The following is a 26,268-nucleotide window of genomic DNA, read 5'->3' as shown; positions in this document are numbered from 1 at the left end:
TTTCAGTACGCGAACTGCTTGAACACCGGGTCCACGCTCTGGTTCCACTCGCCATGGAACAGCGCCAGCTTGCGCTCGGCGGGGGTGATGCCCGAATCAACGATCTCCTGCAGCACATCCAGGAAGTGGCTCTCGTCCTGGCCGTCGGCGTTGCGCGCGGCGCGGCGCTGCAGGCCGGCCACCGCGATCTTCAATGCCTCGCGCGCCAAGTCACGCACCGTGCCACCGCGGAACGGCAGGTTCAGCGCATGCTTGGGCACCCCGTCGCGCAGCGCATGGCGCTCGACCAGGCTGAAGTCGCGGACCAGGTCCCACGCCGCATCCAGCGCCGCATCGTCATACAACAGGCCCACCCAGAACGCCGGCAACGCACACAGCCGCGCCCACGGGCCACCATCGGCCCCGCGCATTTCCAGGTACTTCTTCAACCGCACTTCCGGGAACGCCGTGGTCATGTGGTCCGACCAGTCACGCAGCGTCGGCAGCTGGCCCGGCAGCACCGGCAGCTTGCCCACCATGAAATCGCGGAAGCTCTGCCCGCTGGCGTCGTGGTACACGCCATCGCGGTAGGAGAAGTACATCGGCACATCGAGCAGGTAATCCACGTAACGCTCGTAACCGAAGCCATCCTCGAACACGAAATCGAGCATGCCGGTCCGGTCGGCATCGGTGTCGGTCCAGATGTGCGAGCGGTAGCTCAGGTAGCCGTTCGGCTTGCCTTCGGTAAACGGTGAGTCGGCAAACAGCGCCGTGGCGATCGGCTGCAGCGCCAGCGACACCCGGAACTTCTTCACCATGTCCGCTTCGGTGGCGTAATCCAGGTTGACCTGCACCGTGCAGGTGCGGGTCATCATGTCCAGGCCCAGCGAGCCGACCTTGGGCATGTAATCGCGCATGATGCGGTAGCGGCCCTTGGGCATCCACGGCATTTCATCACGCCGCCACTTGGGCTGGAATCCCATGCCCAGGAAGCCCAGCTTCAGCTCCGCTGCCACCTGCGCCACCTCATTGAGGTGGGTACCGGTCTCCACGCAGGTCTGGTGGATGCTTTCCAGTGCGGCACCGGACAGCTCCAGCTGGCCGGCCGGCTCCAGCGTCACCGACGCGTTGTCGCGCAGCAGCGCGATGGTGCGGCCTTTCTCCTGCACCGGCGTCCAGCCGAAGCGGGTCAGCCCGGTCAGCAGCGCCTCGATGCCGCGCTCGCCATCGAAGGTGGGCGGGCGCAGGTCGTCCAGCTGGAAGCCGAATTTCTCGTGTTCGGTGCCGATGCGCCACTGCGCCTTGGGCTTTTCGCCGGAGGCCAATGTGGCGACCAGTTCGTTGCGGTCGGTGATCGGCGTCTCGGCGACGTGGCTGGGGCTCGACAAGGGGGGCTCGCAGGGATTCTGGTCTGGACGGGGATGTGGGGCTGATCGACCCGCATCGCAAGGGCGCAGTATAGGGTGGCGGTTCCGGCCGTCATGCCACCGTGACGGTTTTCTGCATCCTATTGGATGGGACTTGACCGCGGGCCTGTCCACGGGCCGCGCGTGTACCGACCAACGGTCGGTACCTGCCGGTAGCACCCGACCGTTGGTCGGGTGTCAGCAATCAGGGCGCGTCGGGTGCCGGCGGATTCAGGCCCAGCCAGCCGCCGATGATGCCGCGCGCCTCGTCCACGCCCTGGCGGGCCGGGCCGGAGAAGGTCTGCACGCTGACGGTGTCGCCGAAGGACGACTGCAGTTCCTTGCGCACTTTCTGCAGGGCAATGCCCTGCTGGCCCCGGCCCAGCTTGTCGGCCTTGGTCAGCAGCGCGTGCGCCGGCAGGCCACGCTGCACGGCGTAGGCCAGCATCTGCCGGTCGTAGTCCTTGAGCGGGTGGCGGATGTCCATCACCACCACCAGGCCGCGCAGGGCCTCGCGGGTGCGGAAGTACTGGTCGATGAAGGCCTGCCAGTGGGCCTGCAGGTCCAGCGGCACCTTGGCGTAGCCATACCCGGGCAGGTCGACCAGCTTGGCCTCCGGGGTGACTTCGAAGAACACCAGCTGCTGGGTGCGGCCGGGGGTCTTGGACACCCGGGCCAGGCTGTTCTGGCGGGTCAGGGCGTTGAGGGCACTGGATTTGCCGGCGTTGGAGCGGCCGGCAAAGGCCACCTCGGCCCCCACGTCGTCCGGCAGTTGCCGGGTATTGTGGGCCGAGAGCAGGTAATGGGCGCGTTCGAGGAGCAATGACATGCCCATAGGATCGCACGCCACCGGTTTTGCCGCACTGCCGCGTTGACCCTGGCGTGAAACCGCATGGATAATCGGGCGATCCCCGCGTGTGCATCCTGCACATGCCAGGCCGGTCCACACGGAGCTTCCGCATGCGCCATGCTCGCGTTCTTGCCGTTTCCGCTGTTGCTGTATCGCTGTTGGCCGCCGTCGCGGTCGCCCAGACCGCGGTGACCCCGCTGCCGGACAACGCGCCGGTCAGGACGGCGTCGCTTGAAGTCGATTTCAGCAAGACCACCTGGGGCGACCCGAAAGCCGGCCAGACCAAGGCGGCCGCCTGCGCGGCCTGCCATTCGGCCGATGGCAATTCCACGGTGGAGATGTACCCCAGCATCGCCGGCCAGAGCGAGCGCTACAGCGCCCTGCAGATGGCGCTCATCGCCAACGGCCAGCGCACCTCCGGGGCCGCGGCGGCGATGGTGCCGTTCGTGCAGGACCTCACGCCGCAGGACATGCGCGACATCGGCGCCTACTTCGCGACGCAGAAGGCCAATGCGGGGCTGGCCGACGACAGCGTGGTCACCGAAGGTCCCTACAAGGACAGGAAGTTCTTCGAGATCGGCCAGCAGCTCTATCGCGGCGGCGATGCCCAGCGCGGCATTCCGGCGTGCATGGCCTGCCACGGCCCCACCGGCGCCGGCAATCCGGGCCCGGCCTATCCGCACATCGGCGGCCAGCATGCGTCCTACGTGGCGCGCCGGCTGCAGGAGTACCAGGCCGGGGTGACCCAGGAAGCCGACAAGGCCCACTTCCAGATCATGGCAAGTATCGCCAAGTCACTGACCGAGCAGGAAATCCAGGCGCTGGGCAGCTACCTGCAGGGCCTGCACAACCGCGCCGATGACGTGGCGGCCGCCGCAGCCGCACCGCGACCCGGCGCTGCACGACAGTAAGGCCGGGGGCGCACCGCGACCGATGACAGATGCACCCTGCCCTCGCGGCGGGGTATGTTCACCCCACGCCGGCACTGGGCCGGCGTTGTTTTTTCCGATGGAGAGCGATGTAGATGATGCGGATGCCCCGTTTGTTGTTGCTGCTGCTGGCCCTGAGCCCCCTGACGGCGCTGGCCGCGCCGGCCGCCCCGCTGGTGGAAGGCGAAGATTACGAGGTGATCGCGTCACCAGGCCCGTTCGCGCCGCTGGCCGGCAAGATCGAAGTGGTGGAAATGTTCGGCTACACCTGCCCGCATTGCGCGCATTTCGAACCCACCCTGGAGGCCTGGGCGAGCAAGCTCCCCAAGGACGTCCGCTTCACCCCGGTGCCGGCCGCGTTCGGCGGTTATTGGGATTCCTACGCCCGTGCCTACTACGCGGCCGAGCAGCTGGGGGTGGCCAAGCGCAGCCATGCCGCCATGTTCAAGGCGTTGCATGAAGAAAAAGCGCTTCCCATGCAGAACGTGTCGCCCGAGGAACTGGCAGGCTTCTACACGGCATACGGGGTGAGCACGGACGCCTACACCACCGCGCTGAAGAGCCTGGCAGTGGACCACAAGGTCAAGGCTGCGCGGGAATTCGCACAGCGCACCCGGGTGCCCGGCACCCCGGCGTTGATCGTCAACGGCAAGTACCTGGTCAAGGGCGACTCCTTCGACGACATGCTGCGCAATACCGATGCCCTGATCGCGCGCGAGCGCGCTGACAAGGCTCGCTGAACCATCACGCACCCTGCACGCGGCGCCCCGGCGGCCGCGTGTCATCATTCCCCCCTGGCCGGCGCCCGATGCGCCGGCCCCAACATGCTCTGCTGGAGACGCTTCGATGAAGACCCGTTTCGCCCTCATGCTCATGGCCCTGCTGCCTCTCCTGGCTGCCTGCAAGGCCCAGGACGGCACCGCCAACACCACCACGCCGACCGAACCGGCTGCGCCGACCAGCACCCCGGCCACTGACACCGCCCCGGCACCGACCGAAGCCGCCCCGGCTGCCAGTGGCGAAACCGCCGCTGCCGAGACCGCCGCCGCCGAAGCCACCACCCCGGCCCCGGCCCCCGCCTCCTCGCAGCCGGTGGGTCCGGCCCCGGTCGAAGGCACCGACTACGTCGTTATCGCCAATGGCAAGCCGTTCCAGCCAGCCACCGGCAAGATCGAAGTGGCGGAAGTATTCGGCTTCGTCTGCCCGGCCTGCGCCGCGTTCCAGCCGCTGATCGGGCCGTGGAAGGCAGGCCTGCCGAGCGATGTGAACTTCGTCTACGTGCCGGCCATGTTCGGCGGTACCTGGGACAACTACGGCAAGGCCTTCTACGCCGCGCAGTCGCTGGGCCTGGAAGACAAGACCCATGAAGCGCTGTACAAGGCCATCCACGTCGACCAGAGCCTGAAGGGCGAGCGCGGCCGGGATTCGGTCGAAGACATCGCCGCCTTCTACGCCAAGCACGGCGCCGACCAGAAGCAGTTCCTCGCGGCCATGTCCAGCTTCAGCGTGACCGGCCAGACCAACAAGGCCAAGAAGTTCGCGCAGGACTCGGAGATCCAGGGCACCCCGTCGGTGATCGTCAACGGCAAGTACCTGGTCAAGGGCAAGAGCTTCCCGGACATGCTGCGCATCGCCGATCACCTGATCGCCCGCGAACGCGCCGCCAAGGGCAACTGAGCCTCCAAGAGCCCGCAACTGTCGTGACTTCCCCCCACACGCGGACCCTGCGCCTGCTGACGGCCAACATCCAGGCCGGCTCGAGCACCCGCCGGTACAGCGACTATGTGACCCGCAGCTGGTCGCATGCGTTGCCGGCGGGCCGCAAGCGGACCAGCCTGGATGCCATCGCCCAGCTGGCCCGGGGCCATGACATCGTCGGCCTGCAGGAGGCCGACCCCGGCAGCCTGCGCTCGGGCTTCACCAACCAGACCCATTACCTGGCCCAGCGCGCCGGGTTCAACTATTGGAGCCACCAGCCCAACCGCCGCATGGGCGGGGTGGCCTCCAGCGCCAACGGCCTGTTGAGCCGGCTGGAGCCGGTGGAAGTCCAGGACCACGCCCTGCCCGGCCGGATCGGCGGGCGCGGCGTGCTGCTGGCCAGATTCGGCGACGGCGCCGAAGGGCTGACCGTGGCCGTGGCCCATCTGTCGCTGGGCACCAACTCGCGCATGTCGCAGCTGGCCTTCATTGCCGACCTGCTGTCCGGTCATTCCAACGCGGTGCTGATGGGCGATTTCAACTGCCTGGCCGAGCGCCCCGAAATGCAGGTGCTGTACCAGAAGACCACGCTGCAGCCGCCCGGCTGTGCGGTGCCTACCTTCCCGAGCTGGCGCCCGGACCGGGCCATCGACCACATCCTGCTCAGCAGCGGCCTGCAGCAGCGCAGCGCCGAAGCCGTACCGGCCGCGTTCTCCGATCACCTGGCGTTGGCGATGGAGATCGACGTCCCCGCCGATGCGTTGCGCTGATCGCGTAAACGGGATGTCCACAGCGCGTATGCGCTAATCGGCGGGGTCTGCCGGCAACGGCACTGTGTGAGCCCCTCATCCATGAGCACCGTGGAGACGCCTCCCAGCGAGGTGCGCACGCTTCGACCGGTCTTCCTGCTTGCCGCCACCCTCGTGGCGGCATTCGCCATTCTGGTCACCGCGTTTCCCAGCTCGTCCGGCGTGCTGCTGCTGGAAGCGCAGACCTGGGCGTCCCGCAATGTCGGCTGGTACTACCTGCTGGCCATGACCGTGTACCTGGTCTTCGTGGTCGGGGTGGCCTTGTCCGGCTACGGCCAGGTGAAGCTCGGCGCGGACCACGACGAACCGGAGTTCAGCTATCTGTCGTGGGCCGGCATGCTGTTCGCCGCCGGCATCAGCATCACCCTGTTCTTCTTCTGCGTGTCCGAACCGCTCACCCATTACCTGCAACCGCCGCAGGGCGGCGTGGGCGGCGGCGAAGCCGGCGCGCGCCAGGCCATGCAGCTGCTGTTCCTGCACTGGGGCCTGCACGGCTGGGGGGTGTTCGCGCTGGCGGCCATGGCCCTGGCCTACTTCGCCTACCGCCACAACCTGCCGCTTGCATTGCGCTCGGCGCTGTACCCGCTGATCGGCAAACGCATCAACGGCCCGATCGGCTACACCGTGGATGCGCTGGGCATCGTCGCCACCGTGTTCGGCATCGGCGCGGACATGGGCTTTGGCGTGCTGCACCTCAACGCCGGCCTCAATGTGCTGCTGCCGATCCCGCATGCGCCGTGGGTACAGGTGGCGCTGATCGCGCTGATGATGGGCGCGGCGATCACCGTGGCCGTGTCCGGAGTGGAAAAGGGCGTGCGCTGGATGTCGGACATCAACATGCTGCTGGCCATCGCGCTGTTGCTGTTCATGCTGTTCGCCGGCCCCACCCAGTACCTGCTCAGCACCCTCATGCAGAACCTGGGCGATTACCTCGGGAATGTGGTGGGCAAGAGCTTCGACGTGTATGCCTACGGCGGCCGCGCCGACTGGCTGGGCAACTGGACGGTGTTCTACTGGGCCTGGTGGATCGGCTGGGCGCCGTTCGTGGGGCTGTTCATCGCGCGGATCTCGCGCGGGCGCACCATCCGCGAATTCGTGCTGGGCGTCCTGCTGATCCCGCTGGGCTTCACCCTGGCGTGGCTGTCGATCTTCGGCAACAGCGCGCTCGACCAGGTCCTGCACCACGGCCAGGAACACCTGGCGCAGATGGCTGTGGACAATCCGCCCACCGTGCTCTACGCGCTGCTGGAAAGCTACCCGTGGAGCCGTGCGGTCATCACCGTGACGGTGATCGTCAGCTTCGTCTTCTTCGTCACCTCGGCCGATTCCGGCACCGTGGTGCTGTCCACCCTGTCCTCGCACGGTGGCGTCCCTGAAGACGATGGCCCGCGCTGGCTGCGCGTCTTCTGGGGCGTCATGACCGCCCTGGTCACCGCCGGGCTGCTGCTGGCCGGCAGCATGGACGCGCTCAAATCGGCGGTGGTGCTGGCGTCGCTGCCATTCTCTGTAGTACTGCTGTTGATGCTGTGGGGCCTGACCCGTGCATTGGGCGAGGAGTCGCAGCGGAAGAAGGCCTCGCAATACTCGCCCATTCCCGTGGTGGGGCAATCGCGGCATCAGCGTGGCTGGCGCCAGCGCATCACCCAGGCCGTGCACTTCCCGGCACGCGATGAGGTGTACCGCTTCATGGATGAAGAAGTGCGCCCGGCACTCGAGGCGGTGGCCGCGCAGCTGCGCGAGAAGGGCCTGGACGTGGAAACCCGCTTCGAGCCGGGTGACATGCAGCTCACCGTGGACCATGGCGAGCAGCAGGTGTTCACCTACCAGGTGGTGATGAAGGGCTACCTCACCCCCTCCTTCGCCGCGCAGCGCTTCCGCAACCAGCGCTACTACCGTGCCGAGGTGCACCTCTATGAAGGTGGACAGGATTACGAGCTGGTCGGCTACAGCCGCCAGCAGATCATCAACGACATCATCGACCAGTACGAGCGCCACCTGCAGTTCCTGCATCTGACCCGTTGACCCGCTGGTCTCCCGACGCAAAGGAGTCATCGCCATGCCCACCCTTCCCGACCAGCTGCTGTACATCGGCGGCCGACCTGTGCCCTCGCAGGGCAAACGCACCTTCGAGGTGGTCAACCCCGCCAATGGCGAGGTGCTGGCCAATGTGCACAGCGCCAACAGCGATGACCTGGACGCCGCCGTGGAAAGCGCGCAGGCCGGCCAGAAGGCCTGGGCCGCGCTGACCACCGTGGAGCGCTCACGCATCCTGCTGCGCGCGGTAGCACTGCTGCGCGAACGCAACGATGACCTGGCCGAACTGGAAAGCCTCAACACCGGCAAGCCGCTGAGCGAGACGCGCAGCGTGGACATCGTGACCGGTGCGGACGTGCTGGAGTACTACGCCGGGGTGATGCATGGGCTGGAAGGCAGCCAGGTGCCGCTGCGCGAAGGCAGCTTCTTCTATACGCGACAGGAACCGCTGGGCGTGGTCGGCGCGATCGGGGCCTGGAACTACCCGATCCAGATCGCGCTGTGGAAAGCCGCGCCAGCGCTGGCGGCCGGCAATGCGATGATCTTCAAACCCAGCGAAGTCACCCCGCTGACGGCGCTGAAGCTGGCGGAACTGTTCACCGAAGCCGGGCTGCCGGACGGCGTGTTCAACGTGCTGCCCGGCGACGGCGCCGGCGTGGGCACGGCCCTGACCGAGCACCCGGGCATCGAGAAAATTTCGTTCACCGGTGGCACGTCGACCGGGCGCAAGGTGATGGCCAGCGCCTCCAGCTCCACGCTGAAGGAGGTGACCATGGAACTGGGCGGCAAGTCGCCATTGATCATCTGCGCCGACGCCGACCTCGACCTGGCCGCCGACGTGGCGATGATGGCCAACTTCTACAGCGCCGGCCAGGTCTGCACCAACGGCACCCGCGTGTTCGTGCCCCAGGCCCTGCTGGCCGATATGGAGCAGGCGCTGCGCGAGCGCGTGGCGCGCATCCGGATCGGCGATCCGTTGGCACCGGACACCAACTTCGGGCCGCTGGTCAGTGCCGCGCACATGCGGCGGGTGCTGGCGCATATCGAGAGCGGCAAGGCCGAGGGTGCGCGCCTGGTCTGCGGCGGCGGGCGTCTCACCGACGGCGCGCTCGGCAAGGGCTGCTACGTCGCCCCGACCATTTTCAGCGACTGCCGCGACGGGATGACCATCGTGCGCGAAGAGATCTTCGGGCCGGTGCTGAGCCTGCTTGCCTACGACGATGAAGCCGAGGCCGTGCGCCGCGCCAACGCCACCGAGTACGGCCTGGCGGCGGGCGTGGTGACCGCTGACCTGAGCCGCGCGCACCGCCTGATCCACCAGCTGGAGGCCGGCATCTGCTGGGTCAACTGCTGGGGTGAATCGCCCGCGCCGATGCCGGTGGGCGGGTACAAACAATCCGGGGTGGGCCGCGAAAACGGCCTGGCCACGCTGCGTGCCTACACCCGCACCAAATCCGTCCAGATTGAACTGGACCGCTACGCATCGGTGTTCTGACCATGAAACGCGAATACGACTACATCATCATCGGCGCCGGTTCGGCCGGCAACACGCTGGCCGCACGCCTCACCGAAGACGCCGGCATCAGCGTGCTCCTGCTTGAAGCCGGCGGCCCGGACTATCGCCTGGATTTCCGCACGCAGATGCCGGCCGCACTGGCCTACCCGCTGCAGGGCCGGCGCTACAACTGGGCCTATGAAACCGAGCCGGAACCGCACATGGACAACCGGCGCATGGAGTGCGGGCGCGGCAAGGGCCTGGGCGGTTCGTCGCTGATCAACGGCATGTGCTACATCCGCGGCAACGCGTTGGACTTCGACCAGTGGGCCACGTTCGATGGGCTGGAAGACTGGAGCTACCTCGATGTGCTGCCTTACTTCCGCAAGGCCGAAACCCGCGACATCGGGCCCAACGATTACCACGGCGGCGATGGCCCGGTCAGCGTGGCCACGCCGAAGAACGACAACAACGTGCTGTTCCACGCCATGGTGGAGGCCGGCGTGCAGGCCGGCTACCCGCACACCGACGACCTCAACGGCTACCAGCAGGAAGGCTTCGGCCCGATGGATCGCACCGTGACCCCGCGCGGGCGCCGCTCCAGCACCGCGCGCGGCTACCTGGACATGGCCCGGGGCCGGCCCGGGCTGGAGATCGTCACCCACGCCACCACCGACCGCATCCTGTTCGACGGCAAGCGCGCGGTGGGCGTGCGCTACCTGGCCGGCGGCAGCGCGGAGCCCACCGACGTTTTCGCCGCCCGCGAAGTCCTGCTGTGCGCCGGCGCGATCGCTTCGCCGCAGATCCTGCAGCGCTCCGGGGTCGGCGCGCCGGCGCTGTTGGCCGCGCTGGGCGTGCCGTTGGTGCATGACCTGCCCGGCGTCGGCGAAAACCTGCAGGACCACCTGGAGGTGTACATGCAGTACGCCTGCACCAAGCCGGTGTCGCTGTACCCGGCGCTGCAGTGGTGGAACCAGCCGGCGATCGGCGCCGAATGGCTGTTCGCCGGCACCGGGATCGGGGCCAGCAACCAGTTCGAGGCCGGCGGCTTCATCCGCACGCGCGAGGAATTCGAGTGGCCCAATATCCAGTACCACTTCCTGCCGGTAGCGATCAATTACAACGGCACCAATGCGGTGAAGGAACACGGCTTCCAGGCGCATGTCGGGTCGATGCGCACCCCCAGCCGCGGCCGCGTGCACGCACGCTCGGCCGACCCGCACCAGCATCCGTCGATCCTGTTCAACTACCAGTCCACCGACCAGGACTGGCAGGAGTTCCGCGATGCGATCCGGATCACCCGCGAGATCATTGCCCAGCCGGCGCTCGATGCGTACCGCGGGCGCGAGATCAGCCCCAGCGCCGACTGCCGCACCGACGCCGAGCTGGATGCCTTCGTGCGTGCCCGTGCCGAAACCGCCTACCACCCGTCCTGCTCGTGCGCGATGGGCACCGATGCGATGAGCGTGGTGGACGGCCAGGGCCGCGTGCATGGCATGCAGGGCCTGCGCGTGGTGGACGCATCGATCATGCCGCGCATCATCACCGGCAACCTCAATGCGACCACCATCATGATCGCCGAGAAGATCGCCGACCGCATCCGCGGGCGGGCGCCGTTGCCGCGCAGCACCGCGACGTATTACGTGGCAGGCGACGCGCCGGTGCGCGGCTGATGCCCGAACGCGTGTCCCACGGGGTAGAGCCGACTGGGTAGAGCCGACTGGGTAGAGCCGACTGTTAGTCGGCTGCTCTCCATGGCGATATCAATACCATCGCGCTTCGCGCGATAGCCGACTAACAGTCGGCTCTACCCCCTCGGCTACCCCGCCGGGTCCGGCAGCGCCGGCGCCCGCCGGTTCGCCGTCAACGTGCTCCCCACCGACGCCAGCACCGTGCAGCCAATCGCCGCCCACTGCAGCAGCGTAAGGTGCTCGGCCAGCAACCCCATCGCCAACAACGCGGCCACCGCCGGCTCCATGCTGATCAGGATGCCGAAGGTTTCCTTCGGCAAGCGCTTCAACGCCGCCATCTCCAGCGACATCGGGATCGCGCTGGACACCACCGCTACGCCCAGCCCGAACAGCAGGATCGTCGGATCCAGCAACGCCATGCCGGCGTGCACCACGCCCACCGGCACCACCACCAGCGCCGCCGCGCACAGGCCCAGCGATACCGTGTGTCCCGCATGCAGGTGGCCGGCGCGCTTGCCGAAGATGATGTACAGCGCCCAGCACACCGCCGCGCCCAGCGCGTACAGCACACCAGTCAGGTCCAGCGGCTCGCCGTGGCCCAGCGGCAGCAACAGCAGCAGGCCGGCGGCCGCACACCCCACCCAGACGAAATCGATCGGGCGCCGCGAGGACCACATCGCCACCGCCAGCGGCCCGCAGAATTCGATGGCCACCGCGATGCCGAACGGAATAGTGCGCAGCGCCATGTAGAACAGCAGGTTCATCACCCCCAGGGTGATGCCGTAGCGGAAGATCGCGCCCGCATCGGCGCGCGTGGTGGTCCAGCGCCACGGCCGGAACACCGCCAGCAGCACCAGTGCGGAGAAGCCTACGCGCAGCGCACTGGTGCCCTGCGCACCGATCACCGGGAACAGATCCTTGGCGAACGAGGTACCCACGGCAAGCGAGGTGACCGAGCCGAGCACGGCCAGGACGGGGAACAAGCGGGAGAGGCGCGACGTAGTCATCGCGCGAGGATACGCCGGGGCACCCTTTGCGAGATACCTGCCGTGTCGTTACCCGCGTACTGCTGCCTCGATCCTGGCCACGTCGATCTTTTTCATGGTCATCATCGCTTCGAAGGCGCGTTTGGCCACGGCGGGGTCGGTGCTGTTGAACGCCTCGGTCAGCACGCGCGGGGTGATCTGCCACGACAGCCCCCACTTGTCCTTGCACCAGCCGCAATCGCTTTCCTGGCCACCGTTGCCGACGATGGCATTCCACAGGCGGTCGGTCTCGGCCTGGTCGTCGGTGGCGATCTGGAACGAGAACGCCTCGCTGTGCTTGAACGCCGGCCCGCCGTTCAAGCCGATGCAGGGAATGCCGACCACGGTGAACTCCACCGTCAGCACATCGCCCTTCTTGCCGGACGGGAAGTCGGACGGCGCGCGATGCACGGCCTGCACCGAGCTGTCCGGGAGGGTGGCAGCGTAAAACGCGGATGCCTCTTCGGCGGTGCCGTCATACCAGAGACACAGGGTGTTCTTACCAGCAGAAGCGCGCCAATGGCGCCACCTGGGGCGGCTTCCCGATGCTGTTCTCCGACGGTTCGCCGACCCCGTTCGACGAATCCTTCAGCGCCAATCCGGGCTGGACCTATTGGGATACCACCAGCAAGCGCCTGTTCGCCACGCTGGAGCACGGCTTCGCCAACGACTGGAAGGTCCGCCTCGGTGCCACGCATGACGAGACCAAGGCCGACGACAAGCTGTTCTACCCGGCCTACAACGACTGGACCTCGGGCGCTTCCCTGCTCGACCCGGTCACCGGCGCCGGCGTCACCCCCTCGGCCGGGTTCTACAACACCGAGCGCAAGGTCGATGCGGTAGATGGCTACGTGGAAGGCCCGTTCCAGCTGTTCGGCCGCGAACACCAGGTCATGGCCGGCCTGAGCTACAACAAGCGCGACTACGCCAACTACGGCGATTACCAGATGGGCTGGGCGCCCCTGGACAACTACCTGGCCGGCGTTGCCGACTTCCCGGAACCGAACTGGGTCGGAACGCTGCCGCTGCAGAGCGAAGGCACCATCACCCAGAAGGCGGGCTATGCCGCCGCCCGCCTGGCGCTGGCCGATCCGCTCAAGCTGATCCTCGGCGCGCGGTACACCGACTGGAAGAGCGAGGGCGAAGGCTCGGATCGCTCGCACAAGGAAACCACGCCTTACGCGGGCCTGGTCTACGACCTCAATGACACGTGGAGCACGTATGCCGCGTATACCGAGATCTTCCAGCCGCAGACGGCACGCGACCGCAACGACAGCTACCTCGATCCGGTCGATGGCAAGAGCTACGAAGTTGGCGTCAAGGCTGCCTGGTTCGACAACCGCCTGAATGCATCGCTGGCCGTGTTCCGAATCGAGCAGGACAACGTAGCCCAGATCACCAATGAACCGATTCCGTCGCGTCCGGGCGAATTCGCCTACATCGGCGCCCGCGGCACCGTCAGCCGTGGCTTCGAGCTGGAATTGAACGGTGAGCTGGCCACCGGCTGGAACGCCACCTTCGGTGCCTCGCGCTACGTGGCCAAGGACATCAACGGCGCGGACATCAACACCAACCTGCCGCAGACCACCATCAAGCTGTTCACCAGTTACACCCCGCAGTCGCTGAGCGACCTGACCGTCGGCGGCGGCGTGAACTGGCAGAACGGCATCTACTACCCGGTGCCGGCCTATGGCCGCATCGAGCAGGAAAGCTACGCGCTGGTCAGTGCGTTCGTGCGCTACCGCCTGGCCCCGCAGTTCAGCGTGCAGGCCAACCTCAACAATCTGCTGGACAAGGAATACTTCTCGCAGATCAATGGTTACGGTGCTTACGGCGACGGCCGCAACGGCTCGATCACCTTCACCTGGTCGTTCTGACCGCCATCCCCGGTAGCACCCGACCGTTGGTCGGGTGCACGGCACCAGACAGAAAGCCGGGCATCGCCCGGCTTTCTGCGTCATGGATCACCAGATCCTAGAACCGCAGGTCCGCGCGCACGTACCAGTAGCGCCCACGCGGGATGTCGTAGGTGGACGCGTCGTAGCCGTTGAGCGAGCACGACAGGCAGATCGGCGGATCCTTGTCGAAGGCGTTGTTCAACCCGGCACTGAGCTGCAGGCCTTTCATCCAGTCGAACTTGTAGCCCACCTGCATGTCGTTGTAGGTGGTGGCTGCCAGTTCGTTGGTGCCGGCAGCCTGGTCGCTGCACACCGGGAATGCCGCCGCATCGCCGCACTGCTCGGTGAGCTTGGAAATGTGGCGTACCGTCCACGACGCGTTCCAGTTGCCCAGCGTCCAGCTCAGCGTGGCGTTGCTGGTCCACTCCGGGATGGAGCTGTCGGTGACCTCCACGCCCGGCTCCTGCGGCTGGCGCTGGCCGGCTGCACCGACCGCCTCGTAACGACCGACGAAGGTGTTCTGCCACGCCAGCTTGAACTGGCCGACGTCGCTTTGCGGGAAGGTCCAGAACAGGTCCACGTCCCAGCCGTCGGTCTTGATCGAGCCCAGGTTGGTGAGGCGGTTGTTGAAGCCGCTGACCGCACCGGTGGAGGCGCGGGTGATGCCGCCGCAGTAGAGCGGATCCAGCGTGTCCACGCACAGGTCGAGCTGGGTCTGCGCGTTGATCGCCTGGATCGCGCCTTCGATGGTGTGGCGGTAGAACGTCACTTCCACGTCGAAGCGCTCCGACCACGCCGCATCACTGCCGAACCAAGGGCTCCAGACGAAGCCCGCGGTGAAGCTGCGCGAGGTTTCCGGGTCCAGCTGGTCGTTGCCACCGGTCGTCACCGAAATCTGCGAATTGGCCTGCTGGAAGCCCGCCGGGACGCCCAGTGCGGCGCAATTGGCCGCACTGCCACGCGGCGGCGTGCCGCCCAGGCCGACCGAGCAGGGATCGAACAACTGCAGGTCGGCACGCGCGGCCGAACCGTACAACTCGCCGATCGACGGCGCGCGGAATCCTTCGGCGTAACTGGTACGCAGCACGAAGTCGTTGCTCAGCTGCCAGCGCAGGCCGTACTTGGGCACGAACTCGCCACCGAAGGTGGAGTAGTCCGAGTACCGGCCGGCCACGCTCAGGTCCAGCCGCTCATTGCGCTCGGCGCGGGCGTAGATCGGCACGGCCAGTTCCAGGTAGGCCTCGTTGACGTCGTAGGAACCGGAGGTCGGCAGCGACGGCACGCCGTTGTAATGCCCGCGAACGGTGATCGGGTCCGGCTGGTACTCGCCTTCGTACTTGCGGTATTCGTAACCGGTGGCGAACGACAGCGGACCGGCCGGCAGGGTGAACAGGTCGCTGCTCAGGTTGGCGGTGAACAGGGTCAGTTCGTTCTGGCTGCGGTCGTGCACCACCGGCTGGATCCAGTCCAGCATCGGCTGGGTGATGGTGCCGGGGCCACCAAAGATGTTCAATGGCACGCAGCCCGGGGTGGCCGCGCAGATGGCCGGGTCACCGAGGGCGATGTTGGCGTTGTAGATGTTGTAACTGCCGTAGTTGGTTTGTTCGGCCTTGTTCTTGCTGTAGGCGCCATTGATGTCCCACGACCAGCTGCGATCGGCGGCCTGGAACAGGCCGGTAAGGCCGGTGGCGAAATAGGTGGTGTTTACTTCCTGCTCGAAGATGCGCGGCCCGCCTTCGACCGGCCGGCGGCCGATCATGCTCAGGTTGCTCGACGAATCCAGGTCGAAACCGAACGGGTTATAGGGGTTGAGCGCGGAAATCACGATGTTGTCGGCCAGCGGGTTGCCGGTAGCGCCGTCCGGGCCAAAGAACAGCGGCTCGGGACCGGCCTGGTTGGTCGACTCGCGGCGGTTGGCCAGGGCCTTGATGTACCACTGCACGTCGTCGCTGATATCGAAGCGGAACTGCCCGAAAATCCCTTTCCGTTCGGACGGGGTCAGCAGCAGGTTGTACTCGGCGAAGTTGAAGCGGTCCGCCGTGGCGAAGCAGTGGTAGTCGTCGGTGCGGTCGCAGCCCCCCACTCCGTTGAAGGTGGGATTGGTCACCCCGGAATTGGGCGTGATGTTGTAGGCGATGCCGGTGTTCGGATCGGTGAACATGAAGCGCCCGGTCGGCGTCGCCGAGCTGCCGAACGACAGCCCGGTACCCGGAATCGGGAAGCGCGACTGTTCGCGGGTGCTGGCCTTCACATCGTCCTGCTTGGTCCAGCTCGCGCCCAGGAACAGGGTGTAGCGGTCGCCGCTGGTGCCCCAGGCCAGGTCCACGCCCTTCTGGGTGCCGTCGCCCTTGGTGTACTCACCATAGTTCAGGGTGACCTGGCCGCCGTCGAATTCGCGGCGGGTGATGATGTTGACCACGCCCGCGATCGCGTCCGAACCGTACAGCGAAGACGCGCCGTCTTCGAGGACTTCGATGCGTTCGACGATGGCCAGCGGAATGGTATTGAGGTCGGTGGCGGCGCCCACGCCCGAGGCGGAGGACTCATTGACCCAGCGGATGCCGTCGACCAGCACCAGCACGCGCTTGGCGCCCAGGTGGCGCAGGTCGACCTGCGCCGAACCGGCGCCGACACCGCTGCCGTCGGGCGGGAAGCCGAAGTTGCCGGACGAATTGAACTTGGCATTTAGCGCAGAGCCGGACCCGGTCAGCTGCTGCAGCACTTCACCGATGGAGGTCAGGCCGGTGCGCTCGATCTCGCTGCGGGTGAGGGTCTGGATCGGCACTTGGCCTTCGACCTCGGCCCGCTTGATGCGGGTACCGGTGACTTCGACCCGGTCGAGGTCGGTGGTGCTACGGGGGGTGTCCTGCGCGGTGGCAAGGGCGGGGACGGACAGCAGGCACAGCGCTACGGCAGCCGCCAAGGGGCGGTAATGCAGGTTGTTCATTCGCTCTCTCTCCAAAGGAATGGCTAGCTGGGACCGCCGTCGCCTCCCCCTCGAAGCGCGGCAGCGTCTCCTTTGTAAACAACCTGTAAAGATGAAGGCGTGATGAAATCGGCGGTTTCACGCAGACTTTACGAACGCGACCGTCGACGGCGCTTTCGACTGCATAAACGGTTGGCTCATTACCGAGGCCTCCAAACGCGGAGAGGCGATTTAGTACGGACCGGGCTTCTTGGCCGGGGCAGCGTAGACAGCGTGGGACAACAAGAAGGAGCAAGCAGTCCCGCCACTTCATCGAAATGCCGAGGTAGGGTCGCGCCCCTGCCGACCGAACGTAGAAGAGATCGGCGCGATAACGGCATTGTCTTAAACGCGAGCCCCTGCCTGCGCTCGCGCCTGCATTTGGCGTTACCCCTCACTTCGTGCCGCACTTTTCCTGCACCCGGCGTAACACACGGGCATGGGCTTCGTATCTCTTCAGTTTATCAGCGAGCCCCTCGCACTGAAGCCCGACACTGTCCCCGCCGGGGTACATCAGCAGTGCCCCTTTCGGATCAACGCCATCCAGGTAGAGAACTGCACACCCACCCCCTTCGACTGCAATGCGGACCGACCTGGATCGAAGGTTGCTCAGTTCCTGTCTTCCGGAGTGACACATCGCGCCATAGTACAGGCTGCTCATGTCTCCATAGATCGGCTTCGCATCCAATTCCCCCCGGGTACCATCATCGCAAGCACTGAGCAGCAGGACGACCAATGCCGAGGCAATAACCAGCCGAATACATTCCATTGAACATCTCATTATGCGTCGCACCTGTTCGCAGCGTCCGTCGAGCTGCGCAGGAGAGGGAGTTTAGCTGTTCTCACACTGAGACATGACGTAGTTCCAGCTTCCGCCTTGATCCAGACAACTGTCAATTGACAACTGCCTGCGCAGCCAGACTCCAATCGACAACAGCAACGCAACGATAAGCAATACCATGATCAGCTTCGACCTTCGCTTCATCTTCAGTAGCTGGGCGGAAGGCCGTTCGGCCGAAGATCGGAGCATACTTCCGAGCAGGCGCCCTCACCAGCGTTATCTCTACCAATTCTGTTCGCGATCTGATCCTCCAAAGATGACTGAGCGCTGTCGCCCTTTACTCGCTGATCAAATATCTCGCGAGCGTTACTGACATTGCAAGCAGCTGCCCGCCCTCCTCTACCTCGCTGAGTAGCCTCGCAGTTCGCCTTGCAGTGGAAGTACTTATCAGACATCTTTGTATTTGACTGGCGCATATCGACGTAGTTCCAGATGAAGTCGACAACTCCATCCCTGTATTCTCTGAAGTAAGGGCTCGTTGGCGGGGGCGTAGCGCCAGAGTACTTGTAGATGTACTCAAGGTCGCGGGACATCAGGCCTAGTGGATCAACAAGCCCCAACGGCTTTCCGTTGACGTATAGATATGTGCCGGGCCCTCCGGTCAGTCCAGCTGGGTCAGTCTGCGTGTATCGGCCGACACTCGGATCATATTCTCGGTGATAGTTGTAGTACATCTCGCTCATCTGGGTAGCCTGCTGCCCAGGAAAGCGCAGCGCCAGTTCGAACAGCTCGCCGTTTCCGTCCAAGTCATTGTTCGGTGGCTGATTGCCAAAGACCTCACTTTTGCTGCTCCACTCCCAAACGGCTAGATCCCTCACCGAGTCAATGACGACCCGCGGAGTTCCCAGATGATCAGGTTGAATGTAGGCAAGCTTAGGCATGTCCTGTGCTGGGGCGTAAGTCAGCGCAACCGGATAATTTTCCAGCCAGAGCGTCTGTTGCAGCGGTAAGCCTGTCTCGGCATAGTTGCCCAGCCACTGGCCCTCTTCGTCGTACAACGAAATATGGGCTTGGCCAGAGGTTGGCGCGCTAAGTACACGCTCTCCAAGATGGTTATAACTGTAGGCTTCGACAATCGCCCCAGCCTGCTTTACCTGGCCCATCCGATTGGCATCTGTGTATTTCAGCTCCTTGCCTTTCAGGGTCAGCGTATTTCCTGCTTCATCGTAGTTCCGCACGGCATTGCCCACCGCCGCGAGGCGATGGCTGTCGGCAAGATAGGTGTAGATTTCGGTTCCAGATGACGTTGTGAGAGAAGTGCGGTTTCCGGTGGCGTCGTACGTGTACGTTTCAATCGGAGTGCTTGTAGCACCGTCCTGCGTCTGGGCCAATCGGCCCAGCGTGTCGTAGCTATACTTGGCTAAGACATTACTGCCGGTGCCGCTCTTCAACTCGGTGATGCTGCCCAGCGCGTCGTATCCGAAGCTAAGCGAGAGGCCGCCAGGGCCCGCGTCATGGACCGCTTCCGGACGGTAATCAGTATCCACGGGGCGCAGCAACTGGCGGCCGTTGCCGTAAGTCCACCCTGTGGGAGGACCAAATGGCGCGTGTGTGACATTGGTGACTACGACCTGCCGCGCTTGGCTGGGGGGAGTAAAGCCGATCTCCGTAATGCGACCGAGTTTGTCACGTACATAGTCGACCACACTGCCGTCGGGATACGTCAGTTGGGACAGACGACCTCCAGCTGTGTACGCGTAGCGCACGGTGCTGCTGATGCCGTTGACGGTCTGCACTTTGCGGGTTACCTGGCCGAAGCGGTCATGGCAATACGCGGTGCTTCCTGCTGCATGCTGCACCTGGCCCAGTCGCCCCTTGGCGAAGCGCTCGCTGTCATCACAGGCAGCGGGCGCAATGTCGTAGCTGTAGCCCACGTCCAGGTTCGGGTCGGGATAGGCGATTCCGGTCAGGCGATTCAGCGCATCATAATGATAGGTGGCGGTGATGCCGCGTGCATCGGTGCGGGTCTTGCGGTTGCCGGAAGCATCGACAGTGAAGTCCGTGGCACCACTGTCCGGGCTTACCTGCCCGATGAGGTCTCCGAAGCCGTTGTAGGCGTAGGTAGTGTGTAGACCCTTGGGGTCGGTGACCTGGGTGACCTGGTCCAGCGCGTTGTACACGGAGGTGATCTCGGCTCCGATGCCGCCCACGTCCTGCAGGGTTCGCGTCAGGCGGTTGAGCGGATCGTGCAGTTGGGTGGTCACGCGCTGCAACGCGTCGGTCAGGCTGGCGGGATTGCCTTCTGGGTCGTAGGTGAGAACTGTGGCGTGATTACCGGCGTCCTTCAGCGTCGTCAGCTCGCCCAAGGTGTTGTAGATGCGGGAAAGGGTTCGACGCAGCGCGCCGGCGTCGTCGACCGTGTCTTCCCTGAGACGGTTGCCAGCGTCATCCAAGGTGTAGTGGAGGGTGTTGCCGGCATTGTCGGCAATATCGGTCAGGCGTTGGGCGGCGTCGTAGACATAGGTGACTGCGCCGCCATCCGGTTCGACCACCTCCTGCACCTGGCCGGTCGGCCAGTAGCTGATACTGGTGGTGCGGTGGGTGGCGGTACCATCGCCTCGTACGGTCACCGAGGTAGGCCAGCCGCGCGGATGGTAGGTGAACTCGGTGATGACGCCGTTGCTGTCCACGACCGAAAGCGGTCTGCCGTGGGTGTCGTAGGCCAGCGTCTGCGCGGTGTTCCCTGCTGCATTGGTCACGCTCAGCAGATCGCCCTTGCGGAACCTGCATGTACCGGGTCCGTCGGGCACGCAACCGGCGTCATCGGCCGCATGGTACGCGTAGGTGACAATGTCGCTCACGTCAGTGCGTGGCCCATCTACCTGCTTGAGCAGGCCCGGCACCGGACAGGTACCACCCGCGGCCACATCTGCATCCTCGCAGTAGCTCAAGGCGGTAGTACGCACGTCGTTTGTAACAATGTCGCGTACCGCAATGGTGACCGGTTGCAGGCGCGCGTTTCGGGTGATGCGGGTTTCGCGGTTGCCCACCCGGCTGAATACCACGCGGTTGGTGCTTGCCTCAGTGTGGGTCTCGATGACGCGCTGCTCGGGCAGTCCGACAGCTTCGGTCGTGGCCTGCAGCCGGACCGGTTGACCTCCAAGCGGGTCTGTACCGGTGCTGTAGTCATACCTGGTCTGGGTGCCACGGCGGTCGATGACTGTGTTCAGCCGGCGACGGAAGTCCTGCGCTGCCGGGTAGTACGAGCGACTGGCGGTGCCCTGGCTGTCCGTGAGCCCGGTCACCTTGCGCGGATGGCCCTCGATCGCAACGCCGGTGAGTCCGTAAGTGGTGACGCGGCCAAGGGCATCGGTAACAACGGTGGTTCCGTCACCGGTATAGACCAGGCGCGTGCCATCGACCCCGACATCGGCCTGGCTGCAATCGCCGGAATGACGACTACAGGTTACCCGGCCCTTCTCATCGTAGCCGTACCAGCCGAACCGGCGGTTGTCCTCGCCGGTGATGCCGGTGAGATACTCCGGGAAGCGGGTGTCTTCGTAGTGGTATGTGCGCGTACTGCCGTCTGCGTGGGTGACGGCGGCCACCTGCGCGGTGGCGCCATACGCGTAGGACGCTACCACCTGTCCTGCTACAGACAGTGAGGTTATAAGCTCTCCACGTTCAGGGGCGTCGTAGTGCAGGAGCAGCTGCCGACCACTCGAATGGGTAATGGAAAGCAAGCGGTCAAGCGCGTCGTACTGGTAGACTAGCGCTGTCCCATCCTCGCGGTTACGCTGTCGGATGCGGCCGTCGGCGCCGAACGCCAGTACTTCCGTGCTTCGATGGAGCTGCCAACCGTCGCCCTGTGGCGAAAGCCTGTCGCCCGATCCATTGATGGCTTCGTATGCACCCGCCTCGCGACGAAACGCGAGATGGGTGCCGTCCTCCTCGATCAGGCCAAACTCGGCCGCGTCGTCGCTGTCGGCATGCAGCGATAGTGATACGTTGTGTGAATGCGTCCAGTTGGATCCAAATCCACCTCTGGCAACCGAAGTCATGGAGTTGAAGTGCCGTACGAACCGCATCCAGCCGAGGTCCAGGTCAAGCTCTGACTGGGACTTGTTGCCCGTGGTGGGCTCACAAGGGTTGCCTATTGGACATTGGCTGGTGAGCGGTATGCTCGCATACGTCATCAACGTCTCGGCGTAATTCTCATAGTCTGGTCGTATTTCGCAGGCCTGCGCATCCGGCCGCCATTCCAGGAGACGCGGGTTCGGACACCTCACTTCGCGAATCTGATAGACGTTGCTGCTTGATGTGTACGCGGAGCATCGCCCGTTTGCAATAAATCCCTGAACCACCTTGTATTTGGCGGACATGCGCTTCGGACTTCCGTCAGGCCCCGTGGAACTTACACGCCACTCCCCGGGGGTGATCTGGGTTTCAGGGCAGTTTGCCGGTGAAGCGTGGCGCTGCTTGATCGCATCGAGCATCGCATCGTGACTATCGTAGTCCGTGTTGACGAATTGGAACTTCCAAGCCGTGGTGAGCAGGCTCGTGGGCCTCACCCGGTAGTAGTACGTCACCGCTTGGCTGGAAACCTTGTTGTCCGCGATGTACCACTCAAACGGCGCGTCGGTTTCAAAGGACGAAGCGACGTGGTCCTCAATGGCACGCTGCGCCTGGCGTTCGGTAGTCCACAGCTGCTCGTCCAGGCGCGTACTCCATGTCTTTTCCACCTCCTGCGCGTGTGCGAGTGGAGCGGTAGCGAGTGCGATGGCAACGGTCAGTGCGCGGCGACGCGCACCACGCGGATATGAAACAAACATCCCTTTACTCCTCCCAAGCCCAAGCGGCAGGGAGGTTTATGGGCGACAGAAGCTTTTCCGCCAAGGCCAGGAACTGTGACCGGTAGCGCCGATGTTGGGCGAATTGGCATGGATTCGCCCAAATTGGGGTGTTCCCCTACCGAGGTGAGCGGAACTTCCGGACACCAACTGAGTTGGTAAACGAAGAGATCGAGGGAGGGTGGATGCCGCTAACGGCACAGTTTGCGTGGCTGACGCGTGACCGGCCCGCCGCTGGCGGGCCGGGCTTTCCTGCCGCGGTGAAGGCCATGAGTTGCTCCTTGATCGAGCGTGGACGGTTCAGGGGCAGCCGGGCAGAGCCCGGCTCTACTCGCCTTGCGGCGGCTTCGGCATTACGCCCGCTTTTGCTGCCTGTTCAGGGGAGCGCTACGATCCGTTCAGGATCGAGTGGGCTTGCCGACACCGGCGTTCACTGGCGCCCGCTATCCTTTCGGCATGAACCGATTCCCCCTGCATATCCTGAGTGCCACCACCCTGCTTGCCGGTCTGGGACTGGGTGCCACGGCGGGCGCCCAGAACCTCGACGCGCAGCGCGCGCAGATCAAGGCCGCCATCGACAATGCCGAGCGCGGTCAGTTCGACCCCGCCCAGGCATCCGCGCTTTCGCGCCACCCGCTGTATGGATGGCTGGAATACGCCAACCTGCGCCGCAACATCGATACGGTGACCACCGCGCAGGCACAGGATTTCCTGAAGCAGTACAACGGCCAGGCGGTGGCCAGCAGTTTCCGCAGCGTGTGGCTGCCGGCGGTAGCGCGCCGCGAGGACTGGCCGACCCTGCTGGCGAACTGGGCACCTACCGACAATGTCGGCCTGCGCTGCGCGCAGCTCAACGCGCGCCAGGCCACCGGCAAGGCCGATGCGCAATGGACCATAGACGCCCAGGCGATCTGGCGCAGCACCGGCAAGTCCCTGCCCGACGCCTGCGACCCGGTCTTTGCGATACTGGACGCCAAGGGTGGGCTGAGCGCGGCGCTGCGTTGGGAACGCATCGACGCCGCTGCCGACGCGCAGGAGCCCGCAGTGATGCGCAGTGCAGCCCGCGGGCTGCCAGCCGCCGACCTGGCCCTGGCCAATACCTATGCAGCATTCGTGGACAGGCCCAATGCCAGCGCACTGAACTGGCCGCGCAATGAACGCAGTCGGCGGATCGCTACCGACGGCCTGGCCAAGCTGGCCAAGGCCGACCCGGATGCGACCGAGCAGCAATTGCCGCAGTACGTCAATGCGCTGCAGCTGAGCGCCGCCCAGCAAGCGGCGGTGAAGTACCAGATCGCGTTGTGGACGGTAGCCTCCTATGGTCCCGAGTCGGCACGCCGCCTCAACGCGGTCCCGGATTCCGCCTATGACGAGCGCCTGCACGAATGGCGCGCGCGCGAGGCGATGTCGCGCGGCGACTGGCCGGCCACCCTGGCCGCGATCCGCAAGATGGGCCCGACCCAGCGCGCGGATTCGCGCTGGCGCTATTTCGAAGCGCGCATGCTGGAAAAGACCGGCAAGCGCACCGAGGCACAGCCGCTGTATAAGGAAGCGGCGCGTTCGGCCACCTTCCACGGCTTCCTCGCTGCCGACCAGCTGGGCCAGAGCACGTACACGCTGTGCCCCATCGAGCCGACCGACAGCAAACAGGCGCAGGCTGCGGTGGCGCGCGACCCCGCCATCGTACGCGCGATGGAGCTGTTCAAGATCGAGCGCGCCGGCTGGGCCGTGGCGGAATGGAACGATGCCCTGACCCGCTTCGACACCTCACAGCGCCGCATCGCGGTGGAGGTGGCGCGCGACAACGGCTGGTTCGACCGGGCGGTGTTCTCGCTCGGCAAGACCCCGGACGAGCAGCGCCTGTACAGCCTGCGCTTCCCGCTGCACCACGATGATGCGATCCGCCGCGAATCCGCGCGCAATGCCATCGACCCGGCCTGGGTGGCCGCCGAGATCCGTGCAGAGAGCATCTTCAATCCGAAGGCGCGTTCGCCGGCCAATGCCATGGGCCTCATGCAGGTGCTGCCAGCCACCGGCGCCAGCGTGGCGAAGTCCATTGGGCTGTCCAACTATGGCGGCGCGGCCAGCCTGTATGACCCGGATACCAACATCGCGTTGGGCACCGCTTACCTGCGACAGCTGATGAACAAGTACGAGGGCCTCCCCTACGTGACCATCGCCGCCTACAACGCCGGGCCGACGCCGACTGCGCGTTGGCAGTCGCAGCGGCCGGGCTTCGATCCGGATATCTGGATTGAAACCATCAGCTACAAGGAAACCCGCGAGTACGTTGCACGCATTCTTGCGTTCAGCGTGATCTACGACTGGCGTCTGAACGGCGACGCGCTGCCGGTCACCGACCGCATGAACGGCCGCCTGCAGGCCAAGCGCAAGGCGTTCGCCTGCCCAACCGACGCAGACAAGGGCGGCGATTGAGCCGAGGTTCTGCGGGGGATCGGTGGCAGGCCGGTCGTGGCATCATTCGGCCATGAAGATCTATCTCGTTGGCGGCGCGGTTCGCGACCGCCTGATCGACCTCCCGCCTGGCGACCGCGACTGGGTCGTCGTGGGCGCCACCCAGCCGGAAATGGAAGCGCTGGGCTACAAGGCCGTGGGCAAGGATTTCCCCGTATTCCTGCACCCCGACTCGGGTGAGGAATACGCATTGGCGCGTACCGAGCGCAAATCCGGCCGCGGCTACCGGGGCTTCGTGGTCGATGCGGACCCGTCGGTCACGCTGGAAGAAGATCTGCAGCGCCGCGATTTCACCCTCAATGCCATCGCCTGCGATGAAGCCACCGGCGCGCTGGTGGACCCGTACGGCGGCGTGCGCGATATCGAGCGGCGGGTACTGCGGCATGTAGGACCCGCCTTCGTGGAAGATCCGTTGCGGGTGCTGCGCGCTGCCCGCTTCATGGCGCGCTTCGCGCCGCTGGGGTTCACCGTCGCCCCGGAGACGATGCAGCTGATGCGGCAGATCGCCGAGAGTGGCGAGCTGGATGCGCTGGTGCCCGAGCGCGTCTGGCAGGAACTGCGCCGCGTGCTGGGCTCGGCGCAACCGTCGGCGTTCCTGCGCACGCTGCACGAAGCGGGTGCGCTGGGTGCGGTACTGCCGGAACTGGAGGCGCTGTACGGGGTGCCGCAGCGTGCCGAGTACCACCCCGAAGTCGACACCGGCGTACACCAGGAGATGGTCAGCGACATGGCCGCCCGGCTCGCGCCCGGCGATGACCAGGTCGGCTTTGCCGCTCTCACCCATGACCTGGGCAAGGCGCTGACCCCGGACGAGGAGTGGCCGCGCCATGTGATGCATGAGCAGCGCGGGCTGGCGCCGTTGCGGGGGCTGTGCGAACGATTGAAGGTGCCGCTGGACCACCGGCAACTGGCCGAGGCGGTCTGCCGCGATCATCTCAACGTGCACCGCATCGACGAACTGCGCGATGGCACGGTGCTGGAGCTGCTGGGCCGCTGCGATGGCTTCCGCCGTCCCGAACGCATCGCGAAGATCGCACTGTGCTGCGAAGCCGACGCGCGCGGCCGCCTGGGGTTCGAGGATCGCGCTTACCCGCAGGGCGAAACACTCAAGCGCCTGCACCAGGCCGCGCTGTCGGTGCAGGCACGCGACCTCGACGTGGCCCATCTGCAGGGACCGGCGGTGGGTGAAGCACTTGCGCAGGCCCGCATCAAGGCGATCGCCGCAGCGCGCTAAACGCGCCTGCGCGCCGGACCCAGGTTGTTGATTCCACATCCGGTAATGCATGACAGGCGGTGAAACCAGGCGCCCAGCTTCACCGCAGGTCATGCCACTGTCGGGCGCGGAAGATTTCATGGCGGTAGATCAGGATGTGACCCGACCGT

Annotated in this window: 16 protein-coding genes and 1 pseudogene; 11 read left to right on the top strand and 6 right to left on the bottom strand. The window is 65.4% G+C overall.

Annotation, left to right across the window (positions count from 1 at the left end):
• Positions 1-2: 2 nt before the first annotated feature.
• Positions 3-1,367 (bottom strand): glutamate--cysteine ligase, encoded by a 1,365-nt coding sequence (locus ACIGII_RS15595; protein WP_399639571.1) that lies wholly within the window; start codon positions 1,365-1,367, stop codon positions 3-5.
• Here ACIGII_RS15595 and ACIGII_RS15590 point away from each other — a divergent pair.
• Complete coding sequence (locus tag ACIGII_RS15590; protein WP_399639686.1) at positions 1,350-1,412, top strand: hypothetical protein; 63 nt, start codon at positions 1,350-1,352, stop codon at positions 1,410-1,412. The genes ACIGII_RS15595 and ACIGII_RS15590 overlap by 18 nt on opposite strands.
• 178 nt (positions 1,413-1,590) lie before the next feature.
• Here the strand turns inward: ACIGII_RS15590 and yihA are convergent, their stop codons facing one another.
• Entirely contained in the window at positions 1,591-2,214 is a 624-nt protein-coding gene (yihA, locus tag ACIGII_RS15585) for a ribosome biogenesis GTP-binding protein YihA/YsxC (protein ID WP_399639569.1), read from the bottom strand.
• A gap of 131 nt (positions 2,215-2,345) precedes the next feature.
• Between yihA and ACIGII_RS15580 the strand changes: the two genes are divergently transcribed.
• From ACIGII_RS15580 to betA, 7 genes are all read left to right on the top strand, one after another.
• On the top strand, positions 2,346-3,146 hold the full coding sequence (locus ACIGII_RS15580) for a c-type cytochrome (protein WP_399639566.1): 801 nt from the start codon (positions 2,346-2,348) through the stop codon (positions 3,144-3,146).
• Positions 3,147-3,259: 113 nt separating this feature from the next.
• Entirely contained in the window at positions 3,260-3,904 is a 645-nt protein-coding gene (locus ACIGII_RS15575) for a thiol:disulfide interchange protein DsbA/DsbL (RefSeq protein ID WP_399639563.1), read from the top strand.
• A 106-nt stretch (positions 3,905-4,010) separates the two neighbouring features.
• Positions 4,011-4,841, top strand: a complete 831-nt coding sequence (locus ACIGII_RS15570; protein WP_399639561.1) for a thiol:disulfide interchange protein DsbA/DsbL — start codon at positions 4,011-4,013, stop codon at positions 4,839-4,841.
• A 53-nt stretch (positions 4,842-4,894) separates the two neighbouring features.
• Complete coding sequence (locus ACIGII_RS15565; RefSeq protein ID WP_399639683.1) at positions 4,895-5,632, top strand: endonuclease/exonuclease/phosphatase family protein; 738 nt, start codon at positions 4,895-4,897, stop codon at positions 5,630-5,632.
• 81 nt (positions 5,633-5,713) lie between these two features.
• Positions 5,714-7,693, top strand: coding sequence for a choline BCCT transporter BetT (gene betT, locus ACIGII_RS15560; protein WP_399639558.1), 1,980 nt, complete (start codon positions 5,714-5,716; stop codon positions 7,691-7,693).
• A gap of 34 nt (positions 7,694-7,727) precedes the next feature.
• On the top strand, positions 7,728-9,200 hold the full coding sequence (betB, locus tag ACIGII_RS15555; RefSeq protein WP_399639556.1) for a betaine-aldehyde dehydrogenase: 1,473 nt from the start codon (positions 7,728-7,730) through the stop codon (positions 9,198-9,200).
• Positions 9,201-9,202: 2 nt separating this feature from the next.
• Entirely contained in the window at positions 9,203-10,873 is a 1,671-nt protein-coding gene (gene betA, locus ACIGII_RS15550) for a choline dehydrogenase (protein WP_399639554.1), read from the top strand.
• A gap of 146 nt (positions 10,874-11,019) precedes the next feature.
• Here the strand turns inward: betA and ACIGII_RS15545 are convergent, their stop codons facing one another.
• Positions 11,020-11,898 carry an EamA family transporter gene (locus ACIGII_RS15545; RefSeq protein ID WP_399639551.1) on the bottom strand — a complete coding sequence of 293 codons (879 nt, stop codon included), beginning with the start codon at positions 11,896-11,898 and terminating at the stop codon, positions 11,020-11,022.
• Positions 11,899-11,946: 48 nt separating this feature from the next.
• Complete coding sequence (locus ACIGII_RS15540) at positions 11,947-12,408, bottom strand: VOC family protein (protein WP_399639681.1); 462 nt, start codon at positions 12,406-12,408, stop codon at positions 11,947-11,949.
• Between ACIGII_RS15540 and ACIGII_RS15535 the strand changes: the two are divergent.
• Positions 12,408-13,793: pseudogene (locus ACIGII_RS15535) on the top strand (TonB-dependent receptor domain-containing protein); the annotation flags it as partial. The gene ACIGII_RS15540 and the pseudogene ACIGII_RS15535 overlap by 1 nt on opposite strands.
• Positions 13,794-13,890: 97 nt before the next feature.
• Here the strand turns inward: ACIGII_RS15535 and ACIGII_RS15530 are convergent.
• Positions 13,891-16,761, bottom strand: a complete 2,871-nt coding sequence (locus tag ACIGII_RS15530) for a TonB-dependent receptor (RefSeq protein ID WP_399639548.1) — start codon at positions 16,759-16,761, stop codon at positions 13,891-13,893.
• Positions 16,762-17,766: 1,005 nt separating this feature from the next.
• Positions 17,767-22,392 (bottom strand): RHS repeat-associated core domain-containing protein, encoded by a 4,626-nt coding sequence (locus ACIGII_RS15525; protein WP_399639546.1) that lies wholly within the window; start codon positions 22,390-22,392, stop codon positions 17,767-17,769.
• A gap of 474 nt (positions 22,393-22,866) precedes the next feature.
• Here ACIGII_RS15525 and ACIGII_RS15520 point away from each other — a divergent pair, with 474 nt between their 5' ends.
• Together ACIGII_RS15520 and ACIGII_RS15515 are read left to right on the top strand one after the other, a co-directional pair.
• Positions 22,867-24,846, top strand: coding sequence for a transglycosylase SLT domain-containing protein (locus ACIGII_RS15520; RefSeq protein WP_399639544.1), 1,980 nt, complete (start codon positions 22,867-22,869; stop codon positions 24,844-24,846).
• 52 nt (positions 24,847-24,898) lie between these two features.
• Positions 24,899-26,119, top strand: a complete 1,221-nt coding sequence (locus tag ACIGII_RS15515) for a multifunctional CCA addition/repair protein (RefSeq protein ID WP_399639541.1) — start codon at positions 24,899-24,901, stop codon at positions 26,117-26,119.
• The last annotated feature ends 149 nt before the right edge of the window (positions 26,120-26,268 follow it).

The sequence above is a fragment of the Stenotrophomonas sp. NPDC077420 genome, from assembly GCF_044543385.1.
Classification (GTDB): domain Bacteria; phylum Pseudomonadota; class Gammaproteobacteria; order Xanthomonadales; family Xanthomonadaceae; genus Stenotrophomonas.
The sequence above is the reverse complement of the archived record's forward strand: the minus strand, read 5'-3'. Positions and strand labels throughout refer to the sequence as shown.